This window comes from Bacillus spizizenii TU-B-10, assembly GCF_000227465.1.
Lineage (GTDB): Bacteria > Bacillota > Bacilli > Bacillales > Bacillaceae > Bacillus > Bacillus spizizenii.
In genome coordinates this window covers 1,750,074-1,775,294 of record NC_016047.1, presented here as the reverse complement: position 1 = coordinate 1,775,294, position 25,221 = coordinate 1,750,074, and the positions used below count along the sequence as shown (strand labels likewise).

General features: G+C 44.9%; 25 protein-coding genes. 2 read left to right on the top strand and 23 right to left on the bottom strand.

Annotated elements, in window-relative coordinates; all coding sequences use genetic code 11:
- Positions 1–60: 60 nt before the first annotated feature.
- A complete protein-coding gene (locus tag GYO_RS30935) occupies positions 61–546 on the top strand; it encodes an Ig-like domain-containing protein (protein ID WP_014113770.1) in 486 nt (161 codons plus the stop codon).
- 37 nt (positions 547–583) lie between these two features.
- On the opposite strand, the gene ftsY is transcribed toward GYO_RS30935, so the two are convergent.
- The 13 genes from ftsY to GYO_RS30870 all read right to left on the bottom strand — a co-directional run bounded on the left by ftsY (position 584) and on the right by GYO_RS30870 (position 15,649).
- Positions 584–1,573, bottom strand: a complete 990-nt coding sequence (ftsY, locus tag GYO_RS30930; RefSeq protein ID WP_014113769.1) for a signal recognition particle-docking protein FtsY — start codon at positions 1,571–1,573, stop codon at positions 584–586.
- Between the two features lie 19 nt (positions 1,574–1,592).
- The gene (smc, locus tag GYO_RS30925) at positions 1,593–5,153 is read right to left on the bottom strand and encodes a chromosome segregation protein SMC (RefSeq protein ID WP_014113768.1); all 3,561 of its coding nucleotides are present in this window, start codon (positions 5,151–5,153) and stop codon (positions 1,593–1,595) included.
- 101 nt (positions 5,154–5,254) lie between these two features.
- Positions 5,255–6,004 carry a ribonuclease III gene (gene rncS / locus GYO_RS30920; RefSeq protein WP_014113767.1) on the bottom strand — a complete coding sequence of 250 codons (750 nt, stop codon included), beginning with the start codon at positions 6,002–6,004 and terminating at the stop codon, positions 5,255–5,257.
- A 139-nt stretch (positions 6,005–6,143) separates the two neighbouring features.
- Positions 6,144–6,377 carry an acyl carrier protein gene (acpP, locus tag GYO_RS30915; RefSeq protein WP_003154310.1) on the bottom strand — a complete coding sequence of 78 codons (234 nt, stop codon included), beginning with the start codon at positions 6,375–6,377 and terminating at the stop codon, positions 6,144–6,146.
- 84 nt (positions 6,378–6,461) lie between these two features.
- Positions 6,462–7,202, bottom strand: coding sequence for a 3-oxoacyl-[acyl-carrier-protein] reductase (fabG, locus tag GYO_RS30910; protein WP_014113766.1), 741 nt, complete (start codon positions 7,200–7,202; stop codon positions 6,462–6,464).
- A complete protein-coding gene (gene fabD, locus GYO_RS30905; protein ID WP_014113765.1) occupies positions 7,195–8,148 on the bottom strand; it encodes an ACP S-malonyltransferase in 954 nt (317 codons plus the stop codon). The genes fabG and fabD overlap by 8 nt, the downstream gene beginning before the upstream one ends.
- 18 nt (positions 8,149–8,166) lie before the next feature.
- Entirely contained in the window at positions 8,167–9,168 is a 1,002-nt protein-coding gene (gene plsX / locus GYO_RS30900; RefSeq protein WP_014113764.1) for a phosphate acyltransferase PlsX, read from the bottom strand.
- A gap of 13 nt (positions 9,169–9,181) precedes the next feature.
- On the bottom strand, positions 9,182–9,748 hold the full coding sequence (gene fapR, locus GYO_RS30895) for a transcription factor FapR (RefSeq protein ID WP_014113763.1): 567 nt from the start codon (positions 9,746–9,748) through the stop codon (positions 9,182–9,184).
- Between the two features lie 108 nt (positions 9,749–9,856).
- Positions 9,857–11,905, bottom strand: coding sequence for an ATP-dependent DNA helicase RecG (gene recG, locus GYO_RS30890; RefSeq protein WP_014113762.1), 2,049 nt, complete (start codon positions 11,903–11,905; stop codon positions 9,857–9,859).
- On the bottom strand, positions 11,883–12,785 hold the full coding sequence (gene sdaAA / locus GYO_RS30885; protein WP_014113761.1) for an L-serine ammonia-lyase, iron-sulfur-dependent, subunit alpha: 903 nt from the start codon (positions 12,783–12,785) through the stop codon (positions 11,883–11,885). The genes recG and sdaAA overlap by 23 nt, the downstream gene beginning before the upstream one ends.
- A gap of 23 nt (positions 12,786–12,808) precedes the next feature.
- The gene (gene sdaAB / locus GYO_RS30880; protein WP_014113760.1) at positions 12,809–13,471 is read right to left on the bottom strand and encodes an L-serine ammonia-lyase, iron-sulfur-dependent subunit beta; all 663 of its coding nucleotides are present in this window, start codon (positions 13,469–13,471) and stop codon (positions 12,809–12,811) included.
- A 138-nt stretch (positions 13,472–13,609) separates the two neighbouring features.
- Positions 13,610–15,271 (bottom strand): DAK2 domain-containing protein, encoded by a 1,662-nt coding sequence (gene fakA / locus GYO_RS30875; protein ID WP_014113759.1) that lies wholly within the window; start codon positions 15,269–15,271, stop codon positions 13,610–13,612.
- A 15-nt stretch (positions 15,272–15,286) separates the two neighbouring features.
- Positions 15,287–15,649 carry an Asp23/Gls24 family envelope stress response protein gene (locus tag GYO_RS30870; protein WP_003221550.1) on the bottom strand — a complete coding sequence of 121 codons (363 nt, stop codon included), beginning with the start codon at positions 15,647–15,649 and terminating at the stop codon, positions 15,287–15,289.
- A gap of 278 nt (positions 15,650–15,927) precedes the next feature.
- Here GYO_RS30870 and rpmB point away from each other — a divergent pair, with 278 nt between their 5' ends.
- The gene (gene rpmB, locus GYO_RS30865) at positions 15,928–16,116 is read left to right on the top strand and encodes a 50S ribosomal protein L28 (protein WP_003221548.1); all 189 of its coding nucleotides are present in this window, start codon (positions 15,928–15,930) and stop codon (positions 16,114–16,116) included.
- A gap of 72 nt (positions 16,117–16,188) precedes the next feature.
- Here rpmB and spoVM read toward each other — a convergent pair whose 3' ends face one another.
- From spoVM to def, 10 genes are all read right to left on the bottom strand, one after another.
- Positions 16,189–16,269, bottom strand: a complete 81-nt coding sequence (gene spoVM, locus GYO_RS30860) for a stage V sporulation protein SpoVM (protein ID WP_003221545.1) — start codon at positions 16,267–16,269, stop codon at positions 16,189–16,191.
- A gap of 69 nt (positions 16,270–16,338) precedes the next feature.
- Positions 16,339–16,983: a thiamine diphosphokinase gene (locus tag GYO_RS30855; RefSeq protein WP_014113758.1), complete on the bottom strand. Its 645-nt coding sequence runs from the start codon at positions 16,981–16,983 to the stop codon at positions 16,339–16,341.
- A gap of 70 nt (positions 16,984–17,053) precedes the next feature.
- Positions 17,054–17,707, bottom strand: a complete 654-nt coding sequence (gene rpe, locus GYO_RS30850; RefSeq protein ID WP_014113757.1) for a ribulose-phosphate 3-epimerase — start codon at positions 17,705–17,707, stop codon at positions 17,054–17,056.
- Between the two features lie 4 nt (positions 17,708–17,711).
- The gene (rsgA, locus tag GYO_RS30845; RefSeq protein ID WP_014113756.1) at positions 17,712–18,608 is read right to left on the bottom strand and encodes a ribosome small subunit-dependent GTPase A; all 897 of its coding nucleotides are present in this window, start codon (positions 18,606–18,608) and stop codon (positions 17,712–17,714) included.
- Positions 18,609–18,622: 14 nt separating this feature from the next.
- Positions 18,623–20,569: a serine/threonine protein kinase PrkC gene (prkC, locus tag GYO_RS30840; RefSeq protein WP_014113755.1), complete on the bottom strand. Its 1,947-nt coding sequence runs from the start codon at positions 20,567–20,569 to the stop codon at positions 18,623–18,625.
- The gene (gene prpC, locus GYO_RS30835; RefSeq protein ID WP_003221533.1) at positions 20,563–21,327 is read right to left on the bottom strand and encodes a protein-serine/threonine phosphatase PrpC; all 765 of its coding nucleotides are present in this window, start codon (positions 21,325–21,327) and stop codon (positions 20,563–20,565) included. Before prpC ends, prkC begins: the two co-directional genes overlap by 7 nt.
- Positions 21,328–21,333: 6 nt before the next feature.
- Positions 21,334–22,425, bottom strand: coding sequence for a dual-specificity RNA methyltransferase RlmN (gene rlmN / locus GYO_RS30830; protein WP_014113754.1), 1,092 nt, complete (start codon positions 22,423–22,425; stop codon positions 21,334–21,336).
- A 2-nt stretch (positions 22,426–22,427) separates the two neighbouring features.
- Positions 22,428–23,771, bottom strand: coding sequence for a 16S rRNA (cytosine(967)-C(5))-methyltransferase RsmB (gene rsmB / locus GYO_RS30825; RefSeq protein ID WP_014113753.1), 1,344 nt, complete (start codon positions 23,769–23,771; stop codon positions 22,428–22,430).
- Positions 23,758–24,711, bottom strand: coding sequence for a methionyl-tRNA formyltransferase (gene fmt / locus GYO_RS30820; RefSeq protein ID WP_014113752.1), 954 nt, complete (start codon positions 24,709–24,711; stop codon positions 23,758–23,760). Before fmt ends, rsmB begins: the two co-directional genes overlap by 14 nt.
- Positions 24,712–24,715: 4 nt before the next feature.
- Positions 24,716–25,198, bottom strand: a complete 483-nt coding sequence (gene def, locus GYO_RS30815; protein WP_014113751.1) for a peptide deformylase — start codon at positions 25,196–25,198, stop codon at positions 24,716–24,718.
- Positions 25,199–25,221: the final 23 nt, after the last annotated feature.

The window sequence follows — 25,221 nt, the reverse complement described above, 5'->3', positions numbered from 1 at the left end:
AAATATAATCCAACTTATTCCGATATTGTATATGATCCCTATTTTAAAGGAGGATTTTTTATGAAAAAAATCAGTTTTTTGTTTATGTTGTGCTTGGCAGCCGTGTTTACAATCCTTGTCCCGGTACATCAAGCAGACGCTGCTGAGGCGCCTTATAAGGCTTCGATCACAAATATCAGCACAGATGGAGGGGTTTACGGTAAAATCAATTACGGCCAAGGTCAATTTTGGCGAGTCAAGTACAATATTACAATAAGCGGCAAATTACTCGACCAAAACGGGCAGCCGGTGCCGAACGCTCCAGTACGATTTGAAGCAGATACGAAAGTCGGAAATACAACACAAACAGCATCAGGAACAACCGATGGAAACGGAGCGTTTGAAGTTCCAATGTATTTGGGGCCAGCTGCTGGGTACTACACATATTACACATCTGTTTCCGTCCATTACTATGACATCATCCCATTCAGAGTTTATTCAGGAGATTCAAGACTGGTATCCACTGATAATAGCCTTTATCATTTCGCCTATCAAGTGAGAAGATAAAAAAAGAAAAAGGCCCCAAAATGTGAGGGCCTTTTTCTTAATCGTCGGCTTTTTCCACTAAATCTGAAAAGAGTCCGTACACATACGATTCAGGATCAAATTCCTGGAGATCATCAACTTTTTCACCTAACCCGACTAGTTTAACCGGGATTTGAAGCTCGTTGCGGATCGCGAGGACGATACCGCCTTTAGCCGTACCGTCAAGCTTTGTTAATGCAATGCCGGTAACATTTGTTGCTTTAGAGAACTCTTTTGCCTGAGCCATTGCATTTTGGCCAGTTGTGGCATCAAGGGCAAGCAGTACCTCATGCGGCGCTTCAGGCACTTCTCTTTCGATGACGCGCTTCACTTTTTCAAGCTCTTTCATCAGGTTTACTTTGTTTTGGAGACGCCCTGCCGTATCACAGATTAATACATCGGCATTTCTTGCTTTCGCAGCATGTACAGCATCGTAGATGACAGCCGCAGGATCGCTTCCGGCCGTCTGCTTAATGACTGGCACTCCCGTACGCTCTCCCCATACTTCCAGCTGTTCAATGGCTCCTGCTCTAAATGTGTCTCCAGCAGCAAGTACAACAGATTTTCCTTCTTGCTTCAGTTTATGGGCAAGCTTTCCGATTGTTGTCGTTTTGCCGACTCCATTTACACCTACCAGAAGGATTACATTTAAACGCCCATCCTCTATGTTCAACTCAGAAATTTGCTCATCTCCGCTGTTATAAATCTCGACCAGTTTCTCAGAAATAACAGATTGGACTTCCATCGGATCTTGAATATTTCTGCGTTTCACTTCTTTTTTTAGCTCATCTATTAATTCCATAACGGTTGTAAAACCGACATCCGCGCTGATGAGAACCTCTTCTAGCTCTTCGAAGAAATCCTCATCCACTTTACGGTAACGGGATACAAGATCATTCACTTTGTTTTGAAAGGAGTTTCTTGTTTTTTCAAGGCCATCCTTAAACTTTTCAGATACGGAATCTGTCTGTTTGGTGATTTTCTCTTTTAATTTTTTAAAAAAGCTCATCTTTTAACCTCTTTCCTCGTTACTGAACGAATTCTTTTGTTTCTTCCAGCTTAACTGAGATTACCTTGGAAACACCGGATTCCTGCATTGTTACGCCGTATAGCACATCCGCTTCCTCCATCGTTCCTTTTCTGTGGGTAATCACGATAAACTGGGTATCTCTGCTGTATTTTTTTAAATACTGCGCAAATCGGAACACATTCGCTTCGTCAAGCGCAGCCTCTACTTCGTCAAGGACGCAAAACGGCACAGGACGAACCTTTAAGATTGAGAATAAGAGCGCTATTGCAGTAAGCGCACGCTCTCCGCCTGACAGAAGGTTTAAGTTTTGCAGTTTTTTCCCCGGCGGCTGCGCGATAATCTCGACTCCTGAGTGAAGCAGATCGTTAGGATCAGTGAGCCTAAGTTCAGCGCGCCCTCCTCCGAATAAGGAGCGGAAGACTTGATCAAAGTGTGAGCGGATTTGGACGAATGTGTCGTTAAAGCGTTTCGTCATTTCTTCATCCATTTCTTCAATCACTTGGAACAGGGTATTTTTCGCTTCTGTCAAATCTTCTTTTTGTTCTGACAGAAACTTATACCGTTCGTTGACTCTCTCAAACTCGTCTATGCTTCCGAGGTTTACGGTACCCAGCTCTTCGATTGCGAGTTTAATCAGCTTCACGCGCTTTCTTGCTTCCTCTGGATCAGTTTCAAGCTGATATTTCTCTTTTGCCCCCTCAAAGGACAGGCTGTATTCCTCCCGTAAGTACTGGAGTAAATTATCAAGCTCAACTTCCATTCGGCCGAGTTTGACTTCTTCGTCTTTTAAGAGCGTTGTTTTTTGTTTGTACAGGCGTTTCATTTCTTTCAGCTCACGCTCATATGTATCAAGCCCATGCTGAAGCTTGATACGCTGATCGCGTCTTAACGCAATGAGTTCGATCGTTTTCGTTTTGTCATTCAATTTATGTTTTGCGGCCTCTTCAAGCTTTTCTTCACCGCTGGTGCTTGATGACATCTCTGACGTTAAGAAGCTTAAGTCCTCTTTCGCTTCTTTTAACGCAAACTCTGTTTCTGTGAGCTCTTTCTTTAATCTGGCAAGGTTGTCCTCTTCACCCTTACATGCCTGCTCTTTTTTGGCAGCTGTGATTTTCAGCTCAGTCAGCTCGTTGGAGAGAGACTCTTTTGTTGAGGATTGTGTTTGTTTTTGTTTCGTTAGTCTGTCAATATCCTCTTCAAGCTGTTTCATCTTTTCTGACACGGCAGAAAGCTCTTCTTCCAGCTTGCGTTTGCGCGTTTTCTTCTCTTCATCACTTTCTGACAGAGCAGATTTTTCTTGATCATAGAGCTCTAAATGGGTGTTGATATTTTTCTCAGCAACTTGAAGCTCGTACAGCTGCCCTTTTACATCCTGCTGCTTTAATCTTAAGCCTTCTCCGGTCTCTCTTAAGTCAGCCAGTTTTTTCTCCATATCCTGAATGGATTGCTTAAGGGTTTTGACTTCTTGTTCAAGCAGTGCTGTTTTCTCTTCCATTTCAGCGAGCCGTTTGCTCACATCTTCAAGCTCCCTGCTTCTTCCTAGCAGCGAGTTATTTTTCTTTTTAACCGCGCCGCCCGTCATTGATCCACCCGGATTCACGACATCTCCCTCAAGGGTTACGATACGGTACCGGTGCCCGAGAAGCTTCGCTAGTTCGTTTGCTCCCTTTAAATCCTCTGCGATCAGAACGGTTCCAAGAAGGTTCTGGATGATACGCCGATACGCAGAATCAAATGTGACAAGTTCACTGGCGACCCCGAGAAATGACGAGTGCTGGGCTGCTGTTTCCGCATCCCGGCTTTGAAGCTGGCGGTCTCTAATAACAGAAAGAGGCAGAAACGTCGCCCGGCCGAAGGAATTCTGTTTTAAATATTGAATCGCTTTACGGGCAGCCTGTTCATCGTCGGTCACGACATGCTGGGCAGAAGCGCCGAGCGCAATTTCAATGGCCGTTTCATACTTCTGTTCTGTTGAGATCAGCTCAAGGACCGCTCCGCGAATTCCGCCAAGGCGCTCTTTCGCTTTCAGCACTTCTTTAACACCTTGATAAAAGCCGGAGAAATCCCCCTGCATCGTCTCAAGCATGTCCTTTTTCGATCTCGCTTGCTGAACGTATTGGTACGCCTGATACAGAGCAGATTCATTTTTTTCGTATTGGCGCTTTTTCTGCTCATATTTCGCCTGCATATCACGATATGCACCGACTTGGCTGTGAATCTCCTGCTCGAGTCGGGCAAACTCCGTTTCACATGCGGCTTTTCGCGCAGAAATATCGCGCCGTTCCTGAAGATGCTTTTCATTGTTGTCCGCAAGCCTTTGCAATACAACAGCCGATTGGGACATCTGGTCATCCAGAAGCTGGAGCTCATTGCGAATCGAAGCCTGACTGTTCAACAGTTCAAAGTAATCGCTTTTCAGCTGTTCGATTTTCTCTTCGACATTTTCATTGTGAAGACTGAGAGCCTGCTGCTTTTCTTTTACCTGAGCCCTTAACTGTTTCACCTCTGCCTGAAGTGTTTCGAAGATAGCTTCCTGCTTCGCAAGCTCTTCTTTCAGCACCGTTTCTTTTTGCTGAAACTGTACAATAGCTTCTTCAAGCTGTTCTTGGTTTTGCACAGCGTTTTTCTTGCGTTCTTTCAGGACTTCTTTACGGCCTTCAAGCTTTTCCAGCTCTTCACTCGTCACCAATAAGACCTGCTGGAGCTCATTTACTGATTCATCAAGCGCTTGAATTTTGTCGCGCGTATCCTCAATCTTTGCTTCTTTGGCAGAAATCGCAGATGATTCAGCGAGCTCTTCTTCCTTCGCGAGCTGCACTTTCTCTTTAAGAGTTGACCATTTGCCATGCAGCTCTTCGATATCATAGGCAGTCAGCGCGATTTCAACATGCTCTAGCTCTTTCTTTTTTTCCAAGTAGTCTTTCGCTATTGATGCTTGAATTTTAAGAGGTTCAACCTGTCCTTCAAGTTCATGTAATATATCTTCTACCCGGTTTAAATTGTCCTGTGTCTCAAACAGTTTATTTTCTGCTTTTTTCTTTCTTGTTTTATATTTAAGCACCCCGGCCGCTTCTTCAAAGATACTGCGGCGATCCTCCGCTTTGCTGCTCAGGATCTCTTCCACTTTCCCTTGGCTGATAATAGAAAATGCTTCTTTACCCAGACCAGAGTCCATAAATAAATCAATAATATCTTTTAAGCGGCACGGCTGATTGTTAATCAGAAACTCACTCTCGCCTGATCTGTATACACGTCTTGTGACACTGACCTCATGGAAGTCAATCGGCAAGAAATGATCATCATTATCAAGAGTAAGCGTAACTTCAGCTAGATTTAATCGCTTTCTCGAATCACTGCCGGCAAAAATGATGTCTTCCATTTTTCCGCCGCGAAGAGACCGTGCCGATTGTTCACCGAGAACCCAGCGAATGGCATCTGTGATGTTGCTTTTTCCGCTTCCATTTGGGCCGACAACCGCTGTCACGCCTTTTACAAAATCTACGGAAATCCGTTCTGCAAATGATTTAAATCCTATAACGTCTAAACGTTTGAGGAACATAGCGATCCTCCTTATGTAATAAGTATTTCAATTCTATCATAAAACATGGATAAAATAAGACGGCATACATACTGAAATCCCCCTTATGATTCAGGGGGATTTTATTGTCTCGTATGGTGTTTTTGCAATTTAGCTAAAGCTTCCTGAGCAGCGTGCTGTTCGGCTTCTTTCTTTGAACGGCCGTTTCCGACTCCGAGTGGTTCACCTTTTAGAGATACGATGGCTTCAAATTCACGGTTGTGCGCAGGTCCTTTCTCGTTGGAGATTTTATACTCCAAAGAGCCTTTGCCGTCCCGCTGCACATATTCCTGCAGCTGGCTTTTGAAATCCATCACATGAGAAAAAGCACCATCGTTAATTTTAGGGAACACATAGACTTTTAAGAAACTTTCGACCGGCTCTAATCCCTGGTCAAGATACAAGGCTCCGATAAATGCCTCAAAAACATCCGCCAATAGTGCGGGACGCTTTCTTCCGCCAGTCATCTCCTCACCTTTCCCCAACAGGACAAGGTCGCCGAATGACAATTCGTGAGCCAATGAAACGAGAGACGGTTCGCATACAATCGCAGCTCTCAGCTTCGTCAAATCTCCTTCACTCATAGCCGGGTACTTGGCAAATAAGAATCTGGAGATCGTCAGTTCCAAAACAGCGTCACCTAAAAATTCAAGCCTTTCATTATCCTCATACGGCTTTTTCCGATGCTCATTCACATAAGATGAATGTGTAAATGCTTGATACAAAAGCTTTTCATTTTGAAAGTGAACCGAAATCCGTTCTTGAAACTCTTTAAACTGTTCTACTTTTTTATAGAACTTTTTTTTATCTTTATAATGTGAGTGTTTTGACATAGTAACCTCCATAGGCACATCAGGTTCACCGCGCTTCTCTGACTAAACCGGATACAGCGCGCGTAAAAGCGGCATGCTGTAATAACTGCACGAATAAAGGGCTAAAGCCCCGCGTTTCGGCGGGACTTTTAGCATCAGCTTATTGCTGGTTTTGTATGTAGTTCACAGCGTCGCCGACTGTTGCAATCTTTTCAGCATCTTCGTCAGAAATTTCCATATCAAACTCGTCTTCAAGTTCCATAACAAGCTCAACTACATCTAGGGAATCAGCACCTAAGTCTTCCTTGAAAGAAGCTTCAAGTTTGACGTCTGCTTCATCAACGCCAAGGCGATCTACGATGATTTTCGTTACACGCTCTAATGTGTCTGCCATAGCAATTCACCTCCCCTCAAGTATTATAGTGGATTCGTTTTTAAAAAACTAGAGAAACTATGATGAAATTTTTGAGAAAAAAACTTACATCACCATTCCGCCGTCAATATGAAGCGTTTGGCCAGTCATGTAACGAGCTCCCTCTGAAGCAAGGAACGTGACAACGCTGCTGACGTCACCAGGTTCGCCAAAGCGTGCGAGCGGAATTTGTTTCAGCATTTCGTCTTGAACGTCTTTTGCAAGCTTATCTGTCATATCAGTTGAGATAAATCCAGGCGCAATCGCATTTACAGTAATATTGCGGCTTGCGAGCTCTTTAGCAGAAGATTTTGTTAAACCGATCACGCCGGCTTTTGCAGCCACGTAGTTGGCTTGTCCAGGATTTCCGCTGACGCCGACGATAGACGATACGTTAATAATCCGGCCTGAACGCTGTTTCATCATTTGTCTTGTAACAGCTTTCGTGCAGTTGAAAACACCCTTCAGGTTAATGTTAATGACATCATCCCATTCATCTTCTTTCATTCTCATGATGAGATTGTCTCTTGTGATTCCGGCATTATTAACTAGAATATCAATCGTAGAAAAAACAGAAAGCGTTTCTTTTATCATGTTTTGTACATCTTCGGGATTTGATACATCCGCTTTGACAGCAATTGCTTTTCTGCCCATTGATTTGATTTCATCTACCACTTCATTTGCTTTCGCTTCATTGCCGGAGTAGTTGACGACAACGTTCGCGCCGCTTTTTGCCAGGTCAAGGGCGATTGAGCGGCCGATTCCGCGGGATGCGCCAGTGACAATAGCTGTTTTGTCATTAAGCATTTTCATTCTCCTCCTTAAGCGTTTGAATTGCCAGCTCGATCGTTTCCGGATCTGATACAGCAATTGTTTTTAAGCGTCTGTTTACTTTTTTTACAAGGCCTGAAAGCACTTTTCCGGGACCGATTTCAACAAAAGTCGTCACACCCTCTGCAATCAGCTTGTTAATGCTTTCCTCAAAACGAACCGGAGAGTAAAGCTGCTCAATGAGTTTCTCTTTGATTTCTGCTTTTTCAGTCATGACATCAGCAGAAACATTTGAGATGACCGGAACGCCAGCGTCTTTTATATCACAGGAGTCCAATACTTCTTTCAGCTTTTCAGCAGCAGGCTTCATCAGTTCGGAATGGAACGGACCGCTTACTTCAAGCGGAATGGCGCGTTTTGCACCGTTCTCTTTTGCCTGTTCAGATGCAAGCTCTACACCTTTGGCTGTTCCGGAAATAACGATTTGTCCAGGACAGTTGAGATTTGCAAGCTGTACAAGGTGGCCTTCCTCCGTGACTTTATCGGTTACTTGCTTTAATGCTTCGGCATCCATGCCAAGAATCGCAGCCATAGCTCCTTCGCCAGCCGGCACTGCTTCATTCATAAACTCTCCGCGTTTTCTGACGGTATAAACAGCATCTTTGAAAGATAGTGCGCCAGATGCAACCAGTGCGGAATATTCACCAAGGCTGTGTCCTGCTGTGAAATCAGGTGTAATGCCTGATTCTTTAAATTTCTCAAGAACAGCAATGCTTGTCGTCAGTAAAGCAGGCTGCGCATTGTATGTAAGTGTTAACTCTTTAGCATCACCTTCAAAAATCAGTGAGCTGAGTTTTGTTTCCAATGTTTCATCCGCTTCATCGAACAGACGCTTTGCAGCAGGCACCTGCTCATAAAGCTCTTTTCCCATGCCGATAAATTGTGATCCTTGACCCGGGAATAAAAATGCAATCTTACTCATGATGTAAAAACCTCCAGACTACTCATCTGTTTTTTCTTCTTTAACTTCTTCCTGAATGAGCGCAGCCACATTTTGGGTGACCATCTCTCTTGCTTGACGAATCGCATGAAATACAGCATTCGAATCTGAAGAGCCGTGCGCCTTGATCACAGGCGCTTTTAAGCCGAAAAGACTTGCTCCGCCATAATTCGAATACTCCATTTTCATTTTCATTTCTTTCAACTTTGGCTTCAGCACAGCTGCTGCAAGCTTTGATGTGAGATTAGACGTCATTACTTCTCTCATCATTTTAAAAATAGATAACGCAGAACCTTCCAGCGTTTTGAGTGTAACATTCCCGGTAAAGCCGTCTGTTACTACAACATCCGCCACATCATCTAAAAGGTCTCGTGCTTCCACATTTCCGATAAAATTGATGTTTGCTGTTTCTTTTAACATTTGAAACGTCTGCTTCGTCAGTTCGTTTCCTTTTTTATCTTCTGTTCCGACATTTAAAAGCCCGACTCTCGGTGAAGTGACACCGCGCACTTGCTGAGAATAAACAGAACCCATGATGGCGTATTGAACAAGGTGCTCCGGTTTGGCATCGACATTGGCGCCGACATCAAGGAGAAGAAATCCGTCTCCTGAAACGGTCGGAAGTGTCGGGGCAAGCGCCGGGCGGTCAATCCCTTTAATTCTTCCGACGATAAACAGACCGGCTGTCATTAACGCACCGGTATTCCCTGCTGAGATGCAGGCGTCAGCTCTGTTTTCGGCAACTTCCTGCGCCATAAGGACCATAGATGAGTTCTTTTTTCTTCGCACGGCGCGGACCGGTTCATCCGTAGGCTCAATCACTTCATCTGCGTGCAGCACCGTGATGCGATCTGATGTTGTTGTTAAATGTGATTCTATCGTTGTTTTGTCACCGACAAGTGTGATATGGAGATCATCAAATGCCTCTATACCTTTTATAACTCCGTCAATAACGGCTTTGGGAGCGTGGTCTCCTCCCATTGCATCTACAGATATTCTCATGCATGCTCCACCTTTATGAATGTTTTGAACGGTACATGTCAAAATGTCCAGAAAAAACAATTTCTTCGCCGACATAGCTGTTCACTTCGACAACTGTTCTTCCTTTTTCTTTTTCGACCGCCGTCACTTTCGCTTTCGCTACGACACGTTCACCCTGCTTTACCTGTCTTGTAAAGCGGATGTCTGCACTTGCAGTCAGCGCCAGCTCGTCATCAATGACTGCAACAGCCAAGGAATTCGCCTGCGCAAATAAATGGTGGCCTCTCGCAATCTGATTCCGGCTGAACACATGCTCCTGTTTTATTTCTAAAATGGATATCGCCTGATCATCCAGCTCAAGGTCAATAATCTCTCCGATAACTTCATCAAGTGACAGGGATTTCACTTCATCTTCAAGTGTTTTCTCTGCCACGTTCTTAATTCTTTCTCTCAGCTCCGGTATGGAAAGCTCTAAGCGGTCCAAACGTATCGTCTGGATACTCACCCCAAATTTACCCGCTAATTCTTCATCTGTAATAAAGGGGGTTACTTGAATCGTCTGCTGAAGTAATTCCTGGCGTTCTCTCTTATTTCTTCTCATATCTAAACACCATCCGGACAATTAAGACTAGGTACTAATAGTAGTATATAATTTCATAGATTGGAATGCAACGATTGTTTCTGACTGAACACCAAAAACTTCTGGTGCTCAGCTTAATTTTTCCCCGTCCATTACTCCGCTCTTCAGCAATTGCTCTCTCAGCACACCATATTCCGGCTCCTTCCAGAACGCATCAGAAGCCACAAGATTCGCAGCATCCTGCCTTGCCGTTTCAAGTGCTCTGTAATCATGAACCATGTCCGCCACCTTGAATTCAGGCATTCCGCTTTGTTTTTTCCCGAAGAAATCTCCCGGGCCTCTCAGTTCCAGATCCTTTTCAGACAACTCGAAGCCATCATTGGTCTCGGACATGATTCTCATCCGTTCTTTCCCTGTTTCTGATTTAGGATCGGCCATCAGAATACAGAAAGACTGGTGCTCGCCCCGTCCGACACGGCCGCGCAGCTGGTGAAGCTGTGACAGCCCAAAACGGTCGGCGTCATAAATCACCATGATGGTTGCATTCGGAACATTCACGCCAACCTCCACCACAGTGGTTGATACGAGAATTTGACACTGATTTGCGCTGAATTCTCTCATGACCTGATCTTTTTCATCGGAATGCAGCTTTCCGTGCATAAGGCCGACGTTCCATTTCCCCCGGAAAATCTCAGAAAGCATATTGTACACGTCAATGGCGTTTTGCACATCAAGCTTGTCTGATTCTTCAATCAGCGGGCAGATGATATAAGCCTGTCTGCCCTGCTTTAATTCTTTTTCGACAAATGCCAAAATACGGTCCAGCATATCATGCTTTACCCAATAGGTTTCGATTTGTTTTCGTCCCGCCGGCATTTCATCTATGACAGATACATCCATTTCTCCGAACACTGTGATGGCTAACGTTCTTGGGATTGGAGTGGCTGTCATAAAGAGAACATCGGGATCCTGCCCTTTGTTCCGAAGCTTTTTACGCTGCTCAACTCCAAATCGATGCTGCTCATCTGTAATGACAAGACTTAACGCCTTAAACTCCACCTCATCCTGAATTAAAGCGTGGGTTCCTACAAGAATATCAATCTCTCCCGCCTCAAGACGTTCAAGCAGTTCTTTTCGCCGCTTCCCTTTAACAGAGCTTGTCAAAAGGGCGACACTGACATCCCACTTTTCAAATAGTGAAACGAGCGAATCCGCATGCTGTTCCGCCAGAATTTCTGTCGGTACCATGAGCGCTCCCTGATATCCGGATAGGATCGCGGCATACAGCGCAATGGCGGCGACTGCCGTTTTTCCTGATCCAACGTCCCCTTGAAGAAGACGGTTCATTCTGTATGAAGAAGACATGTCTGCTGTTATTTCGCGAAGCACGCGCGACTGGGCGTTTGTGAGGGGAAACGGGAGGCTTTTGATAAATCTCATGAGTTCTTCGTTTGAAAAACGCTGCCGTATCCCTTGTGTCTGCTCTCTTTCCGCCTTTCGGAACGCCTGCATTTTCAACTGAAACAACAAAAATTCTTCGTAAACAAACCGGCGTCTGGCAAGCTTTAACGCTTCTCTTGTTTCAGGCTGGTGCATTGCTTTTAACGCCTGCTGATAGTCCGGCAGCTTATAGCGTGTTTTTAGCTTTTCCGGAAGAGGATCTAAAAGTGCATCTGCATATTGAGTCAGCGCCTGCTGAATAAAGCGTCTCATCATTTTGACGGTAACATTTTCTTTCACAGAATACACTGGTTCAATGCTCTTATCCTCTTGGTGCGGACCGTTCTTCAACTCCTGAACAGAGATGGTTTGGCGGTGCTTGTCCCATTTACCGGAGACCGTCACGACAGAACCCAGAGAAAGCTTTTTCTTCAAATAAGGCCGGTTGAAACATACGGCTGTAACTAAATAGTGGCCGACGAGAACCCTAAATGTCAGCCTGTTTCGTTTCTTTCCGTAATAGGTAAGAGAAGGCTCTGAATGAACCTTCCCTTCGACTGTAACTCTTTCATCATGCTTTACTTCTTCTAAATCCCTCAGCTCGTAGTCATCATAGCGATAAGGGAAATAATTCAGAAGATCAGAAATGTCATAAATACCGAGTTCATTCAATGTTTTTTCTGTTTCCGGCCCAATACCCTTAATGTTAGCTATACTAGTTTGCTGATGTTGTTTCACTTGAACCTAGCGCTCCTCCGAAAATTTTTTTCTCTAATTCTCTTCCTGTCGGTGTTGCTGCCAAACCGCCCTGGCCTGTTTCTCTAAGTGCAGTAGGCATCGTCTGGCCAATTTTATACATGGCATCGATAACCTCATCACATGGAATGCGGCTTGTAATGCCTGCCAATGCCATATCAGCAGCAATCATCGCATTTGACGCGCCCATTGCATTCCGTTTCACGCAAGGTACTTCAACAAGCCCCGCAACAGGATCGCACACTAGGCCGAGCATATTTTTTAATGTAATGGCCATGGCCTCCGCGCTTTGTTCGGGTGTTCCCCCTGCCATTTCAACAATCGCCGCAGCTGCCATGCCTGAGGCTGATCCAACCTCTGCCTGACATCCTCCGGCGGCGCCGGAAATACTTGCGTTATTAGCCACGACAAATCCGAAAGCACCGGCTGTAAATAAAAAGCGGATCATTTGTTCTCTTGTTGGGTTCAGCTTTTCTTTTACAGCAAATAACGTGCCAGGCACCACACCGGCAGAACCTGCAGTCGGTGTCGCACAGATCGTTCCCATGGCTGCATTTACTTCATTTGTTGCAACAGCTTTCGATACAGCATCCAAAATTAGCGGGCCAGACAGGCTTTTACCTGATCGAATGTAGGCCTGTAATTTAACGGCGTCACCGCCTGTTAAGCCCGTTTGGCTCGTAACTCCCTCGAGTCCTTTCTGAACCGCAGCTTCCATAACAGTCAGATTGTGATCCATCTGCTGAAAAATCTCTTCTTTTGTTTTTTCTGTTACTTCCATCTCTTGTGCGATCATTACATCAGAGATGGATATTTGCTTTTCTTTAGTAATCTCAATTAATTCCTTTACATTACGAAACATAGCTGGCTCCTCCTGACCTTTCGCTAGTCAGCAATCTTTGTCACTTGAATAATATTCGGCAGTTTCGACAGCTCGTCGAGAACGTGGTCGTCAATATTTTGATCGACCTCTATTGTCATCAGCGCGAGCTGGCCGATATCCTTTCGGGCTACTTCCATATGTCCTACGTTGATTGAAAATTTCGCCAGAACATTGGCAACACCGGCAATTGTGCCAAACTTGTCATTATGAACAACTAATATGGCCGGGTGATTTCCTGACAGCCGGAGTTCAAAACCATTTAATTCTGTGATTTCAATCTTTCCTCCGCCAATCGAAATACCCGTCAGCTCAAGCTCTCCCTTTTCATCAGAAATGGTGATTTTGGCTGTGTTCGGATGGACTGGGACAGCGTCTTCAACCCTAAACTCTATATCAATTCCTTTATCTTCTGCAATTTGTATAGCGGTTTTAATCCGTTCGTCGAATGTATCAAAATCAAGCAATCCGCCGATAATCGCGACATCTGTGCCGTGGCCTTTATACGTTTCCGCAAAAGAGCCGTAAAAGGATACAATGATGCACTCAGGCTCTCTGCCAAATAAACTTCTGGCCACTCTCCCGATTCTCGCCGCTCCCGCGGTATGCGAGCTGGACGGACCGATCATCACCGGGCCAATAATATCAAAAACGCTTCTGTATTTCATGCTATTCCTCCTTATGAACCAGAGCTTATAAGCGCTTTGCTTCTAGACTAATTGATCAGATATAAAATGGCAAGCGGGCGCGTTACAGCGCTGCCGCACTTAAAAGCAGACATAAGAATAGAAGGGCAAATTGCCCTTCTATTCTGCAGAAATTATATATGAATACAGCGGCTGTTTTCCGTTGTGGATCTCAACCTCAATCTCCTCGTACTTTTCACTAAGAAACGCTTCAAGCTCCTCAGCTTCTTCCTGAGACGCATCCTCACCATATAGGATGGTGACAATTTCGTCGTCTTCTCCGATCATTTCTGACAACAGCATTTTCGCGGCTGACAGCTGATCTTCAGCAGTGCCGATAATCGTTCCATTCAGAATCCCCATAAAGTCGCCTTTTTTAATGTCTTTGCCGTCAATGTGAGTATCTCTGACTGAATACGTCACCTGCCCGCTTTTTACTTGCTGAATGGCGCTGAGCATATTGCCTTCGTTCGCTTCAGCTTCTTGATCCGGATTAAATGCCAGCAGGGCTGACATCCCTTGCGGAACCGTTTTGGACGGTATGACAAAAACCTGTTCATCCATTACACTGGCCGCTTGATTAGCCGCCATGATAATGTTGGAGTTATTTGGTAAGATAAACACCGTTTCTGCATTTAGAGATTTCACAGCCTCGACAATATCCTCAGTGCTCGGGTTCATAGTCTGTCCGCCTTCAATTACAACAGAAGCGCCGATGCTTTTGAATAAGTCAGAAATGCCTTCTCCCATCGCCACAGTTACAATGCCATACGGCTGCTTTGCCGGCGGTTTTTCGTTGTCAGCAGGCTTGCTTTCTTGACTGATGATGGAGGTATGCTGTTCTCTCATATTTTCTATTTTAATTTTGATTAATTCACCGTAATGCTGGGCATAGTTTAATACATTTCCCGGCTCTTCAGCATGAATATGCACCTTCGCCAGTGATTCATCCGCAATAACTAACAGAGAATCACCAAACTGGCTGAGGTCTTGTCTGAACGTACCTTCGTCAAATTCTCGTTTTGTCTGATCGAGCCTTACCATCACTTCGGTACAAAAACCAAATTCAATATCTTCGGTATTCATCAGGCTTTGCGCGCTCTTATGATGCTCTGCGCTGACCATGTCATCAAGTGATGGAAGAACAGCTTTCTGAGGCACAGTTTCACCTTTTAATGAAGCAAGGAAACCTTCATACACACAAAGCAGGCCTTTGCCGCCGCTGTCGACGACTCCTACTTCCTTCAGGACAGGAAGCAATTCAGGGGTCCGGTTTAAAGACGCCTCTGCTTCTTCTTTCACTGCAGTCATTAGCATTGTGATATCGGTTTCTTTTTCTGCCAGGGTTATCGCTTTTTTCGCAGCGTCTTTTGCAACTGTTAAAATGGTGCCCTCTACAGGTTTCATGACAGCTTTATACGCCATATCAACACCTGCTTGCAGCGCAGCGGCAAACTCCAGTGCATTAATTTCTTTTTTGGTTTCAATGCTTTTACTGAATCCGCGGAACAATTGGGACAGGATCACTCCTGAATTTCCGCGTGCTCCCATGAGCAGTCCTTTAGATAACGCGGAGCCCACCTTCCCGATATCATCCGTATTCATTTTCTCCACTTCTCTAGCTCCGGAAGTCATCGACAGATTCATGTTTGTTCCAGTATCGCCGTCCGGCACCGGAAACACGTTCAGCGCATCAACCGCACTCGCATTTTGAGACAGATTCTGCGCTCCCGCAAGAATCATCTCGGCAAAGGTTCTGCCGTCTAATGTTCTGATAGACAATCCTACTCCTCCTAACTACGGGTTCGTCACTCGGACACCTTGGACATAAATATTAACAGAGTCCACTTCCAGTCCGATGGTTTGATTTACTGTGTACTTTACTTTTGTTTGGACATTATGTGCCACTTCAGAAATTTTCGTGCCATAGCTGACAATGATATACATGTCAATATGTATCTGTTCTCCTTCTTGGCGAACCTGGACACCCCTGCTGAAATTCTCTTTCCGAAGGATTTCAGTCAGTCCGTCTTTAATCTGGTTTTTAGAGGCCATGCCGACAATGCCGTAACAATCAATCGCCGCGCCTCCTGCAACCATCGCAATGACTTCATTAGATATATCAATCTGTCCGTACTTCGTTCTTAATTCAATGGACACACTAGTTCCTCCTTCGAATGCATAGAGTTACAGCTATTCTACTATATGGTTTCCATTATGAAAAGAAAAGACCTGGCTATTGCTGCCCGTCCCTCTACATATACTATAGCGCCGCTGTTTCTGCAAGATGTCAAGTGAATTTTCTTGAAAGATGATGAAACAATAGTTGCAAACGTTTTTTAGCTGTGGTAAATTATTTAAAGTATCCATATCGAAAGCATCTAAGACCATATGAATGTTAAAAAGTAGATGTTTTGTGCAAGTGAGGAGGGAAACAAATGGCACGTAAATGCGTTATCACAGGTAAAAAAACAACAGCTGGGAATAACCGTTCTCACGCAATGAACGCTTCTAAGCGCACTTGGGGCGCGAATCTTCAAAAGGTTCGTATCCTTGTGAACGGAAAACCTAAAAAAGTATATGTATCTGCTCGAGCTTTGAAATCCGGTAAAGTTGAGCGTGTATAACAAAATGAACGCCTGCCTCGATAAGTGGCAGGCGTTTTTATGTGGTGAAAGAGGGCTTTGAACCCCTGGGCATTAATCTTTTCTAAATGAGCCCAGCATCGCCCGGACAATTCCTCCTAAAAACTTCGGCAATTTAATGGTGTAAAATTTCATTTTTGTCCCCTCCTATAACGTCCCGTAACCGCCTGTTCATTGATTTCAGCAAATGAATGAAAGCACATGCTAATCCGTGCTTCTTATCATTATTAATATGCCTTTTGCAAACGAAAAAGTACCTCGTGAATGAATGAGTTCGTTACTAATACATAGTGTTGAACCGAGCATAATATGACACTTATTTAGCGGATATTTAAAACCAGTCAGGGTCAGCTCATGTATTTCTTCGGAAAACGGTATGAAGGAGATATATCGCTTGTTTTCATCCTTCTCAATATCATATTCACCGGGAGGGAACATTTGAATATGATTTTGTTTGTCTATCAGCCTAATTTTTATATTCGTTTTTACACCTCTGTACAGAAGCTGAATGTTGCCTAAAAAATGATCAGCTCTGCCGCCTGTAATGCCGAAGATCTGAATGATATCCGGCTGTTTTTCCAGCGCCCAATCAAGGGCGAGGTCTAAATCTGTTTGATCTTTTTCTGCTTGATACACATGGAGTGCGGGAGCGGCTTTTTGAATTCGGAGACGTTCTTGCTCTGTTATGCTGTCAAAATCTCCAAAGGCTTCATCAGGAATGATCCCGGCATCTAAAAGAGTGACGGTGCCTTTGTCAACACCGATCCAAAGGATGTGCTCAGCCATATAGCCGGTTAGATCAGGAATGAGATCTTTAGGGCCTCCCGCAACGATATTGATTGTTTTCATCTCTTATTCCTTTCTCTGCATACAGGAAAAAGAGCTTAGGCTCTGTACGCCCAGCTCTTTTTTTTGCTGCTTATTTACTTCCTCTGATTTCAGAAATTGCTTTTTTGCGGTCGGACTGGCCATAAACAGCTGAACCGGCAACGAGTAAATTTGCACCCGCTTCAATAACTAACGGAGCAGTTTCCTTGTTGACGCCGCCGTCTACTTCAATTAACAGATCTTTTTTTCCTCTTTCATCCGCCATTCGCTTAACCTCTTTGATTTTAGGAAGGACGGAATGAATAAATTTCTGCCCCCCAAATCCCGGGTTCACCGTCATTAAAAGAACAAGATCAAGGTCGTCGAAAACATGCTCGATGACTTGTACAGGCGTATGCGGGTTTAGAACAACACCGGCCTTTACACCCTGCTCTTTAATAAGCTGGATGGTACGGTGCAGGTGCGGACATGCCTCAGCATGCACAGACAGGATATCTGCGCCCGCTTTTGCGAAAGCTGGGATGTAACGATCCGGCTCTTCTATCATTAAATGAACATCAAGCGGCAGATCTGTTACCGGACGGACAGCTTCTACAATCAGCGGACCGATCGTGATATTCGGGACAAAATGGCCGTCCATGACATCAATATGAATACAATCGGCTCCGCCCTTTTCTACATCTTTAATCTCATTGCCTAAAGCGGCAAAATCAGCGGAAAGAATAGATGGTGCAACCTTTATCATTATGCTAATACCTCGGCTTTCTGTCTTTAATCTCCGTCATAAATTCAACATAATGGTCATAGCGGTACTGCTTTAATTCCCCGTCTTCAACGGCTTGTTTCACCGCACATTTCGGCTCTTTTAGGTGTAAACAGCCTCTAAATTTGCATGAAGAGCTTTTTTCTCTAATATCCGGGAAGGTATAGCCCAGCTCTTCTTCCTCAATGTCTGTAAACTCAAGCGAGCTGAATCCCGGAGTATCCGCAACCAAGCCTCCGGACGTGTGAATCAGCTCCACGTGGCGAGTTGTGTGTTTCCCGCGGCCCAAATGCTCAGAAATCTCGTTTGTTTTTAAACCGAGCTCCGGACTAATCGCGTTGAGGAGCGAGGATTTTCCAACACCGGACTGACCGGCAAATACCGTTGTTTTGTCCTGAAAATGCGGGATGATGTCCGCTAAACTGTCTTGGTCCTTAGAGGAGGTGAGATACACGTCATAACCAATATTCCGGTAGTCTTCTGCATAGGCTTGAATCGCATCTTGTGTATCTTGATCTTCAATCAGATCCATTTTTGTAATGCATATAATCGGCTGAATATCATTGGCCTCAACGAGAACCAAGAAGCGGTCGAGCAATGCCGTGCTGAAAGAAGGCTGAACCGCTGAGAAAACAAGGACCGCTTGATCAACGTTGCAAATTGGCGGCCTGATCAGCTCATTGGTTCTTTCTTTAATTTCTAATAGATATCCCTCTTTGTCATTTTCAGCTTGATACACAACGTAATCACCGACAAGAGGGGTAATTTTGTTCTTTCTGAAAATGCCTCTTCCTCTGCATTGTATTACTTTATCTGAATCCTCTGATTCATCCAGTACATAGTAAAAGCCGCTTAGCGCCTTAATAATTTTGCCCTCAGGCATATTTTCCCTCCTTGTTATTCATCTTTCGGATATTCAATGGTTTTGTAGCTGACGACTTTATTGTTTACCATCACTTGATAATACCCTTTTTGGCCAGGTTCAATCTTTAGTTCGATCGTCCGTTCAGTCGGCTCTTTTATCTTAAATTCTTCGTAAGAGTCAGAGATACTGTGATCTGCATCGTCAATCGCGATTTGCACTTCAAGCTCGTCCCCTTCATTTTCTGGCTCGTAGGGGATCTCGACCTTTTCTTTCACTGTTTTCGCAGGTTTTTTCTCAGGTCCCAGAGAGAATGTCACTTCAACTTCGTTTCCCGGCTTTACTGCCGTTCCTGCTGCTGGTTTTTGTTTGACAACCTGTCCTTCTGGAACGTCATCTGAGTATGCTTCTTTTTCGATCAGCTTCAGTCCGTTGTCTTCCAGATATCCAGACGCTGCTTCTTTACTGTAAGTTTTCAAGTCTCTAAGCGTAATGTCTTCGGGTCCGATACTGACTGTGAGTTTGATTGGATCTTCACTCGGTACAAGTTCAGTCCCTGCTGACGGATTCTGTTCAATGACAGTGCCAGCGCTTTTCTCGTCATTCACTTCATTCACCGTTACATGTTTAAACCCTTGGTCCTTTAAGGCTTTTTTTGCCTGATCGACCGTTTGGCCTGTTACATCACCGATCTCTGTTTTAGCTTTTCCGGTGCTCTTATAAAGCGTGACCGTTGCGCCTTCTTTCACTGTCGAATCCGCTTTAGGATCCGTTTTTACCATCAGGCCTTCTTCAATTTTCTCATCTGAGATTTCCAAAACCTCTGAATCAACCTGCAAACCGTCTTTTTCCAAGAGGTCTGCCGCCTTTTCGTATTCCATTCCGGAGACATCAGGTATTTTGACATCTTCAGGCATAAAAAGCGACGGAAAAACGGTGACAGCGAGAATTCCAGCTGTGATGAAAACGATGCATATCGTGAGCAAAACCCACGGCCACTTTTTTCTTTTGCCGTTTTTCTTTGTTTTGTTGTCTTGGGCGGATGTCAATTCAGCTTCTTTTTCGCCAGCAGCTTTAGCGAGCTCTTCATCTTTAATGATAGGAATCGCTTTTGTCATTTCTTCATCTTCTTGAACCGTAAATCTCTTTTCATTGAGTCTGTCGGCATCAAAAGCTGTTTGGATATCTGCTTCCATGTCTTCAGCCGTTTCGTAGCGATGAAAAGGATCTTTGGCAGTTGCCTTTAGTATGATGTTTTCAACACTTTGGGGTACTGACGGATTCCACCTTCTCGCCGAAGGGGTTTCCGCCTGTAGATGCTTTAAGGCGATGCTGACTGCCGATTCTCCATCAAACGGGATACGGCCGGTTAAGAGCTCGAATAGAACGATTCCAATCGCATAAATATCCGATTTTTTTGTTGCCAAACCGCCCCGCGCCTGTTCAGGTGATAGGTAATGGACTGAGCCCAGCACAGAATTTGTATGGGTGATTGTGGTCGAGCTTAGTGCTGTCGCAATTCCGAAATCCGTCACTTTGATATTTCCCATGTGGTCAATCAAAATGTTATGCGGCTTAATGTCTCTGTGAACAATCTGATTTTGATGGGCATGATCAATGGCTGAGACAATTTGCTCCATGATGTTCAGCGCTTCTTTAGGGTGAAGCGGCCCGTTTGCTGTTATGTATTCTTTAAGCGTCATGCCCTCAACGTATTCCATGACAATATAATAAATATCATCTTCCTCGCCCAAATCGTAAATGCTGACAATATTCGGGTGATCGAGGCTTGATGCGGATTGGGCTTCTCTGCGGAAACGCCTGACAAACTCATTGTCGTTCACATAGTCAAACCGCAGGATTTTGATTGCGACTTCACGGTCTAGAATGATATCCTCAGCTAAATACACGTTGGCCATTCCCCCGCCGCCTATAACGCGGAGAATTTGGTAACGCCCGCTGATCCGCTTGCCGATTAGCACTGATCTTCACCCTCTTCAACATGTAAAGCAAGCTCAAGCAAAACTGCTGTAATGTTGTCTTCCCCGCCATTCTGATTGGCTTTGTCCACAAGCAGGTTTACTTTTTCCTGAGGAGCTGAATCGCTTTGCAGGATGTCTTTTAACTCAGTGCCTTCCACTTTATTCGTCAGTCCGTCAGAACATAGAAGCAGTTTGTCCCCGGCTTCAATGTCAAAGGAACGTGTGTCAATGCTGACTGACTGGTCTGTTCCGAGTGCCTTCGTCAACACATTTTTTCGCGGATGATGTTCGGCGTCTTCTCTGGAAATCTCTCCAGTGCGAACCAGTTCATTTACAAGCGAATGATCTTCTGTCACCTGAATGAAATCATCGTCCTGAAGCAAATAGCATCTGCTGTCACCTATATGAGCAACAGAAACCGTTTTCCCCGTAAAAAGCGCACATACAATCGTCGTCCCCATGCCTTGGCATTCTTCATGGGCTTGGGCATGATCGTATATTTTGCTGTTTACCGCAAGAATCTGTTCAATGAGCCATTCTTCACATTCTGAAGGCGCAACTGGAATCGCCTCTGCTTCATTCCATTTCTCCCCCATGGCTTTCACAGCCATCTTGCTTGCAACATCTCCAGCAAGATGGCCGCCCATGCCATCAGCGACAACCGCTAATACAAATTGATCTTTCCCCTTGAATATCCCCGCATCATCTTCATTATGCTGGCGGATTTTTCCTGTATCTGTTTTTAAGGCTGTTAACAACCCTCATCACCTCGTCTCGTCTTGACGCTCCTTCGCGCGAAGCTGACCGCAGGCTGCGTCAATGTCATGGCCTTGCTCTCTTCGGATTGTGACATTTACTCCGCGGGATTTCAGCGTTTTCTCAAAAGCAAAAATCTGATCACGCGGTGTACGCACATAGTCCCGTTCAGGCACGTAGTTTACCGGAATCAAGTTCACGTGGCATTTAATTCCTTCCAATAAGTCAGCAAGCTCTTCAGCGTGCTCAACCTGGTCGTTTACGCCTCCGAACAGCCCGTATTCAAAACTGATACGGCGTCCCGTTTTGTTAATATAATATTTAACGGCTTCCATTAACTCAGGCAGCTTGTATGCTCTGTTAATCGGCATCAAACGGCTTCTGATTTCTGTATTCGGGGCGTGCAGAGAAATCGCAAAGTTAATCTGCATTTGCTGATCAGCGAATTCGTAAATTTTCGGGATGATTCCACTTGTAGAAACCGTAATATGGCGAGCGCCAATATTCAGGCCCTTGTCATGGTTAATGATTTTCAAGAAAGCGAGCATTTCATTAAAGTTATCAAAAGGTTCACCGATTCCCATGATCACGACAGAGCTGACGCGTTCATCCGTTTCATCCAGAGCTTTTTGAACTTTGAGTACTTGAGCGACAATTTCACCCGCTTCAAGGTTTCGTTTCAAACCCCCGAGCGTTGACGCGCAGAATGTACAGCCAATACGGCAGCCGACTTGTGTCGTTACACATACAGAATTGCCATACTCGTGTCTCATTAAAACGGTTTCGATTGTATAACCGTCATGAAGCTCGAACAAAAACTTCATCGTACCGTCTTGGGAGGTTTGCTTAACAGCCGTTTTCAGCGTTGTTAACACAAAATGAGTGCTTAATTTCTCACGCAGATCCTTTGACAGGTTTGTCATTTCTTCAAAAGAAGATACGCGTTTTTCATATAGCCATTCAAAGATCTGTGCCGCGCGGAACGGTTTCTCTCCGTTGTCTGTCAGCCATTGTTTGATTTCATCTAATTCAAAAGAATAAATAGACGGACGCTCTGTCCGCAATTCTTTTCTTGCTTTTGTTTTTTTCAGTTCTGCCATTGTTATCCCTTCTTTCTCATGCTGCAAATAAAGAAACCATCTGTTCCGAAATAATGAGGAAGGATTTGCAGCCTTCCATCCCGAACAAAGGGTCTCACCTTTTCGGGCAGCCGCTTTTCAAGAGACAAATCGGGTTCAAAATCAGGATGTTCTTGTATAAACGCATGTATTACTTCATCATTTTCTGTCCGGTCCATTGTACACGTACTGTAGACAAGAGTGCCACCTTTTTTTACTAATGGTGCGATTTCCCTCAAGATCGACAGCTGGATTTCAGCAAGCCGTGCGCTGTCGTCAGGCTTTTTCGTGTATTTCATGTCCGGCTTTCTTCGGATCACGCCAAAACCTGAGCACGGGGCATCGACCAATATCCGGTCAAATTGTCCATTTTCAAACGTTTCTCCTGCTTTTCTCGCATCCATTGTTTTCGCGTCAATGATTGTAAGGCCAAGCCGGTCTGCCGCTTCTTTAATCAGCTTCACTTTATGTTTGTGAAGATCAAGCGATGTAACGCTTCCCTTGTTCTCCATTAATTCTCCGATATGAGCTGACTTTCCGCCGGGCGCAGCACACGCGTCAAGCACCGTTTCACCGGGCTTAGGATCAAGGGCACGGGCGACGAGCATGGAGCTCTCATCCTGAATGGAAACTTCACCGGTTTGGAAGAAATGAGTTCCAGCGATTGACCCCTTCAAGAGCTTCACCGCGTCTTCTGCGAGGTCGCCATTTTCAACTTCGATTCCCTCAGCAGCCATTTGATCAAGCAAATCCGCTCTATCTGCTTTCATTTGATTGACACGCAGTGTCTGCCTCGGCGGAATGAGATGGATGCGGCAAATCTTTTCAGCCGCATCAAATCCATACGCATCCGTCCACTCTTTTACGAGCCATTCCGGATGACTTGTCTCTGTCGCCAACCGGCGGACAGGATCTTCGATGGCGTCAAAGGTTGGAACACCTTCGCGCTGTATGGAACGAAGCACACCGTTGACAAATGAAGCAATGCCCTTGTGTCCGCGGATTTTAGCAATCTCGACCGCTTCATGAATAGCAGCCCTGTCTGGAATTTTCTCCAGATACTCCATTTGATATAAGGATAGGCGAAGAAGCTGAATCACCCACGGCTTTACTTTTTGAGGCTTATTAATAAACGGTTTGAGCATATAATCAAGCGCGATTTTGTTTTGCAATGTCCCGTAGACAAGTTCAGTCAAAAGCCCTCTGTCCTGATCACTCAGTTCATTTGATTTAATGACCGATTTCAGTAGCAGGTTGCTGTATGCCTGGTTTTGTTCTAGTTTGATCAGCGCCTCAAGGGCGATATCACGAACACTATTTTTTTTCATTGTTTACTCCTAACTTTTCACCAGCTTCAACATGAGCGCCGCGCACAAAATCCTCGCCTTTCATGCGTTTTTTGCCGGCTGGCTGAAGTTCGGTTAATAACAGGGCCGTATCGTTACCTGTGGCAACGATAATCCCTTCCTTTTCAACCGCAACGACTGTGCCGGGCTCAGCTTTTGTTGGTGCGGGTGTTTTTTTCGACGCCCACACTTTTAAGTTTTGGCCATTTAGAGTCGTATAGGCAACAGGCCAAGGATTTAACCCGCGGACCTGGTTGTAAAGCTCTTCACCCGTTCTTGACCAGTCGAGCAGCTCTTGCTCTCTTTTGATGTTAGGCGCATATGTCGCTTTCTCTTCATCCTGCTTTTCAGGTGATATGCTGCCGGCAATGACGTTTGGAACCGTTTCAGATAATAGCTTCGCGCCAGCTACGCTTAATTTATCATGCAGCGTTCCGACATTGTCGGTTTCTTCAATGTCCACTTCCACTTTTGAGATCATATCGCCGGCATCCAATTTTTCTACCATATACATAATAGTAACCCCGGTTTTTTTCTTTCCCTGCAGAATGGAGTAATGGATCGGAGCACCGCCGCGCAATTCCGGCAAAAGAGACGCGTGAACATTAATGCAGCCGTATTTCGGGCTGTCGAGAAGCTCCTTAGGCAAAATTTGTCCAAATGCTGCTGTTACAATAAGGTCAGGCTTTAATGCCAGCACTTTCTCAATTTCTTCTTTCAATCTTACTTTTTCCGGCTGAAGAACCGGGATGCCGTTACGCATTGCCTCTTCTTTTACCGGAGGAGGAGTCAGCACTTTTTTTCTGCCCTTCGGACGGTCCGGCTGTGTGACGACCCCCACTACTTCATAACCATCCTCTATCAGGGTTCTTAAAACAGGAACTGAAAAATCCGGCGTCCCCATAAATACGATTCTCGTCATCAAATCATCCTTCCATATCCGCTAGTTCATCTTCTGTATAGTATTTACTGATTTTAGATGTAAACAACACACCGTCTAAGTGGTCCATTTCGTGCTGCACGGCTCTCGCTAAAAAGCCTCGCGCTTCCAGAATGAACGGTTTTCCCTGACGGTTAAACGCACGTACTTTGACATAATCAGCACGTGTGACATCACCATAGACGCCAGGAAAGCTCAGGCATCCTTCAATTCCGGTTTGCTCACCGCTTTTCTCTAAAATCTCGGGATTAACGAGATCAATTCTGCCGCTGTCATCCCCGATATCTACGACAGCCACTCTTTTTAAGATGCCGATTTGCGGCGCTGCCAGTCCGACACCATCCATTTCAAGCATGGTGTCGTACATATCATCCAACAGTTTTTTTAGCTTTTTATCAAAAACAGTCACGCTTTCCGTCGGTGTTTCCAAAACCTCCGCTGGATGTGTGACGATCTTTTTTACTGCCAATTTGTTACCCTCCAAGACGTGAG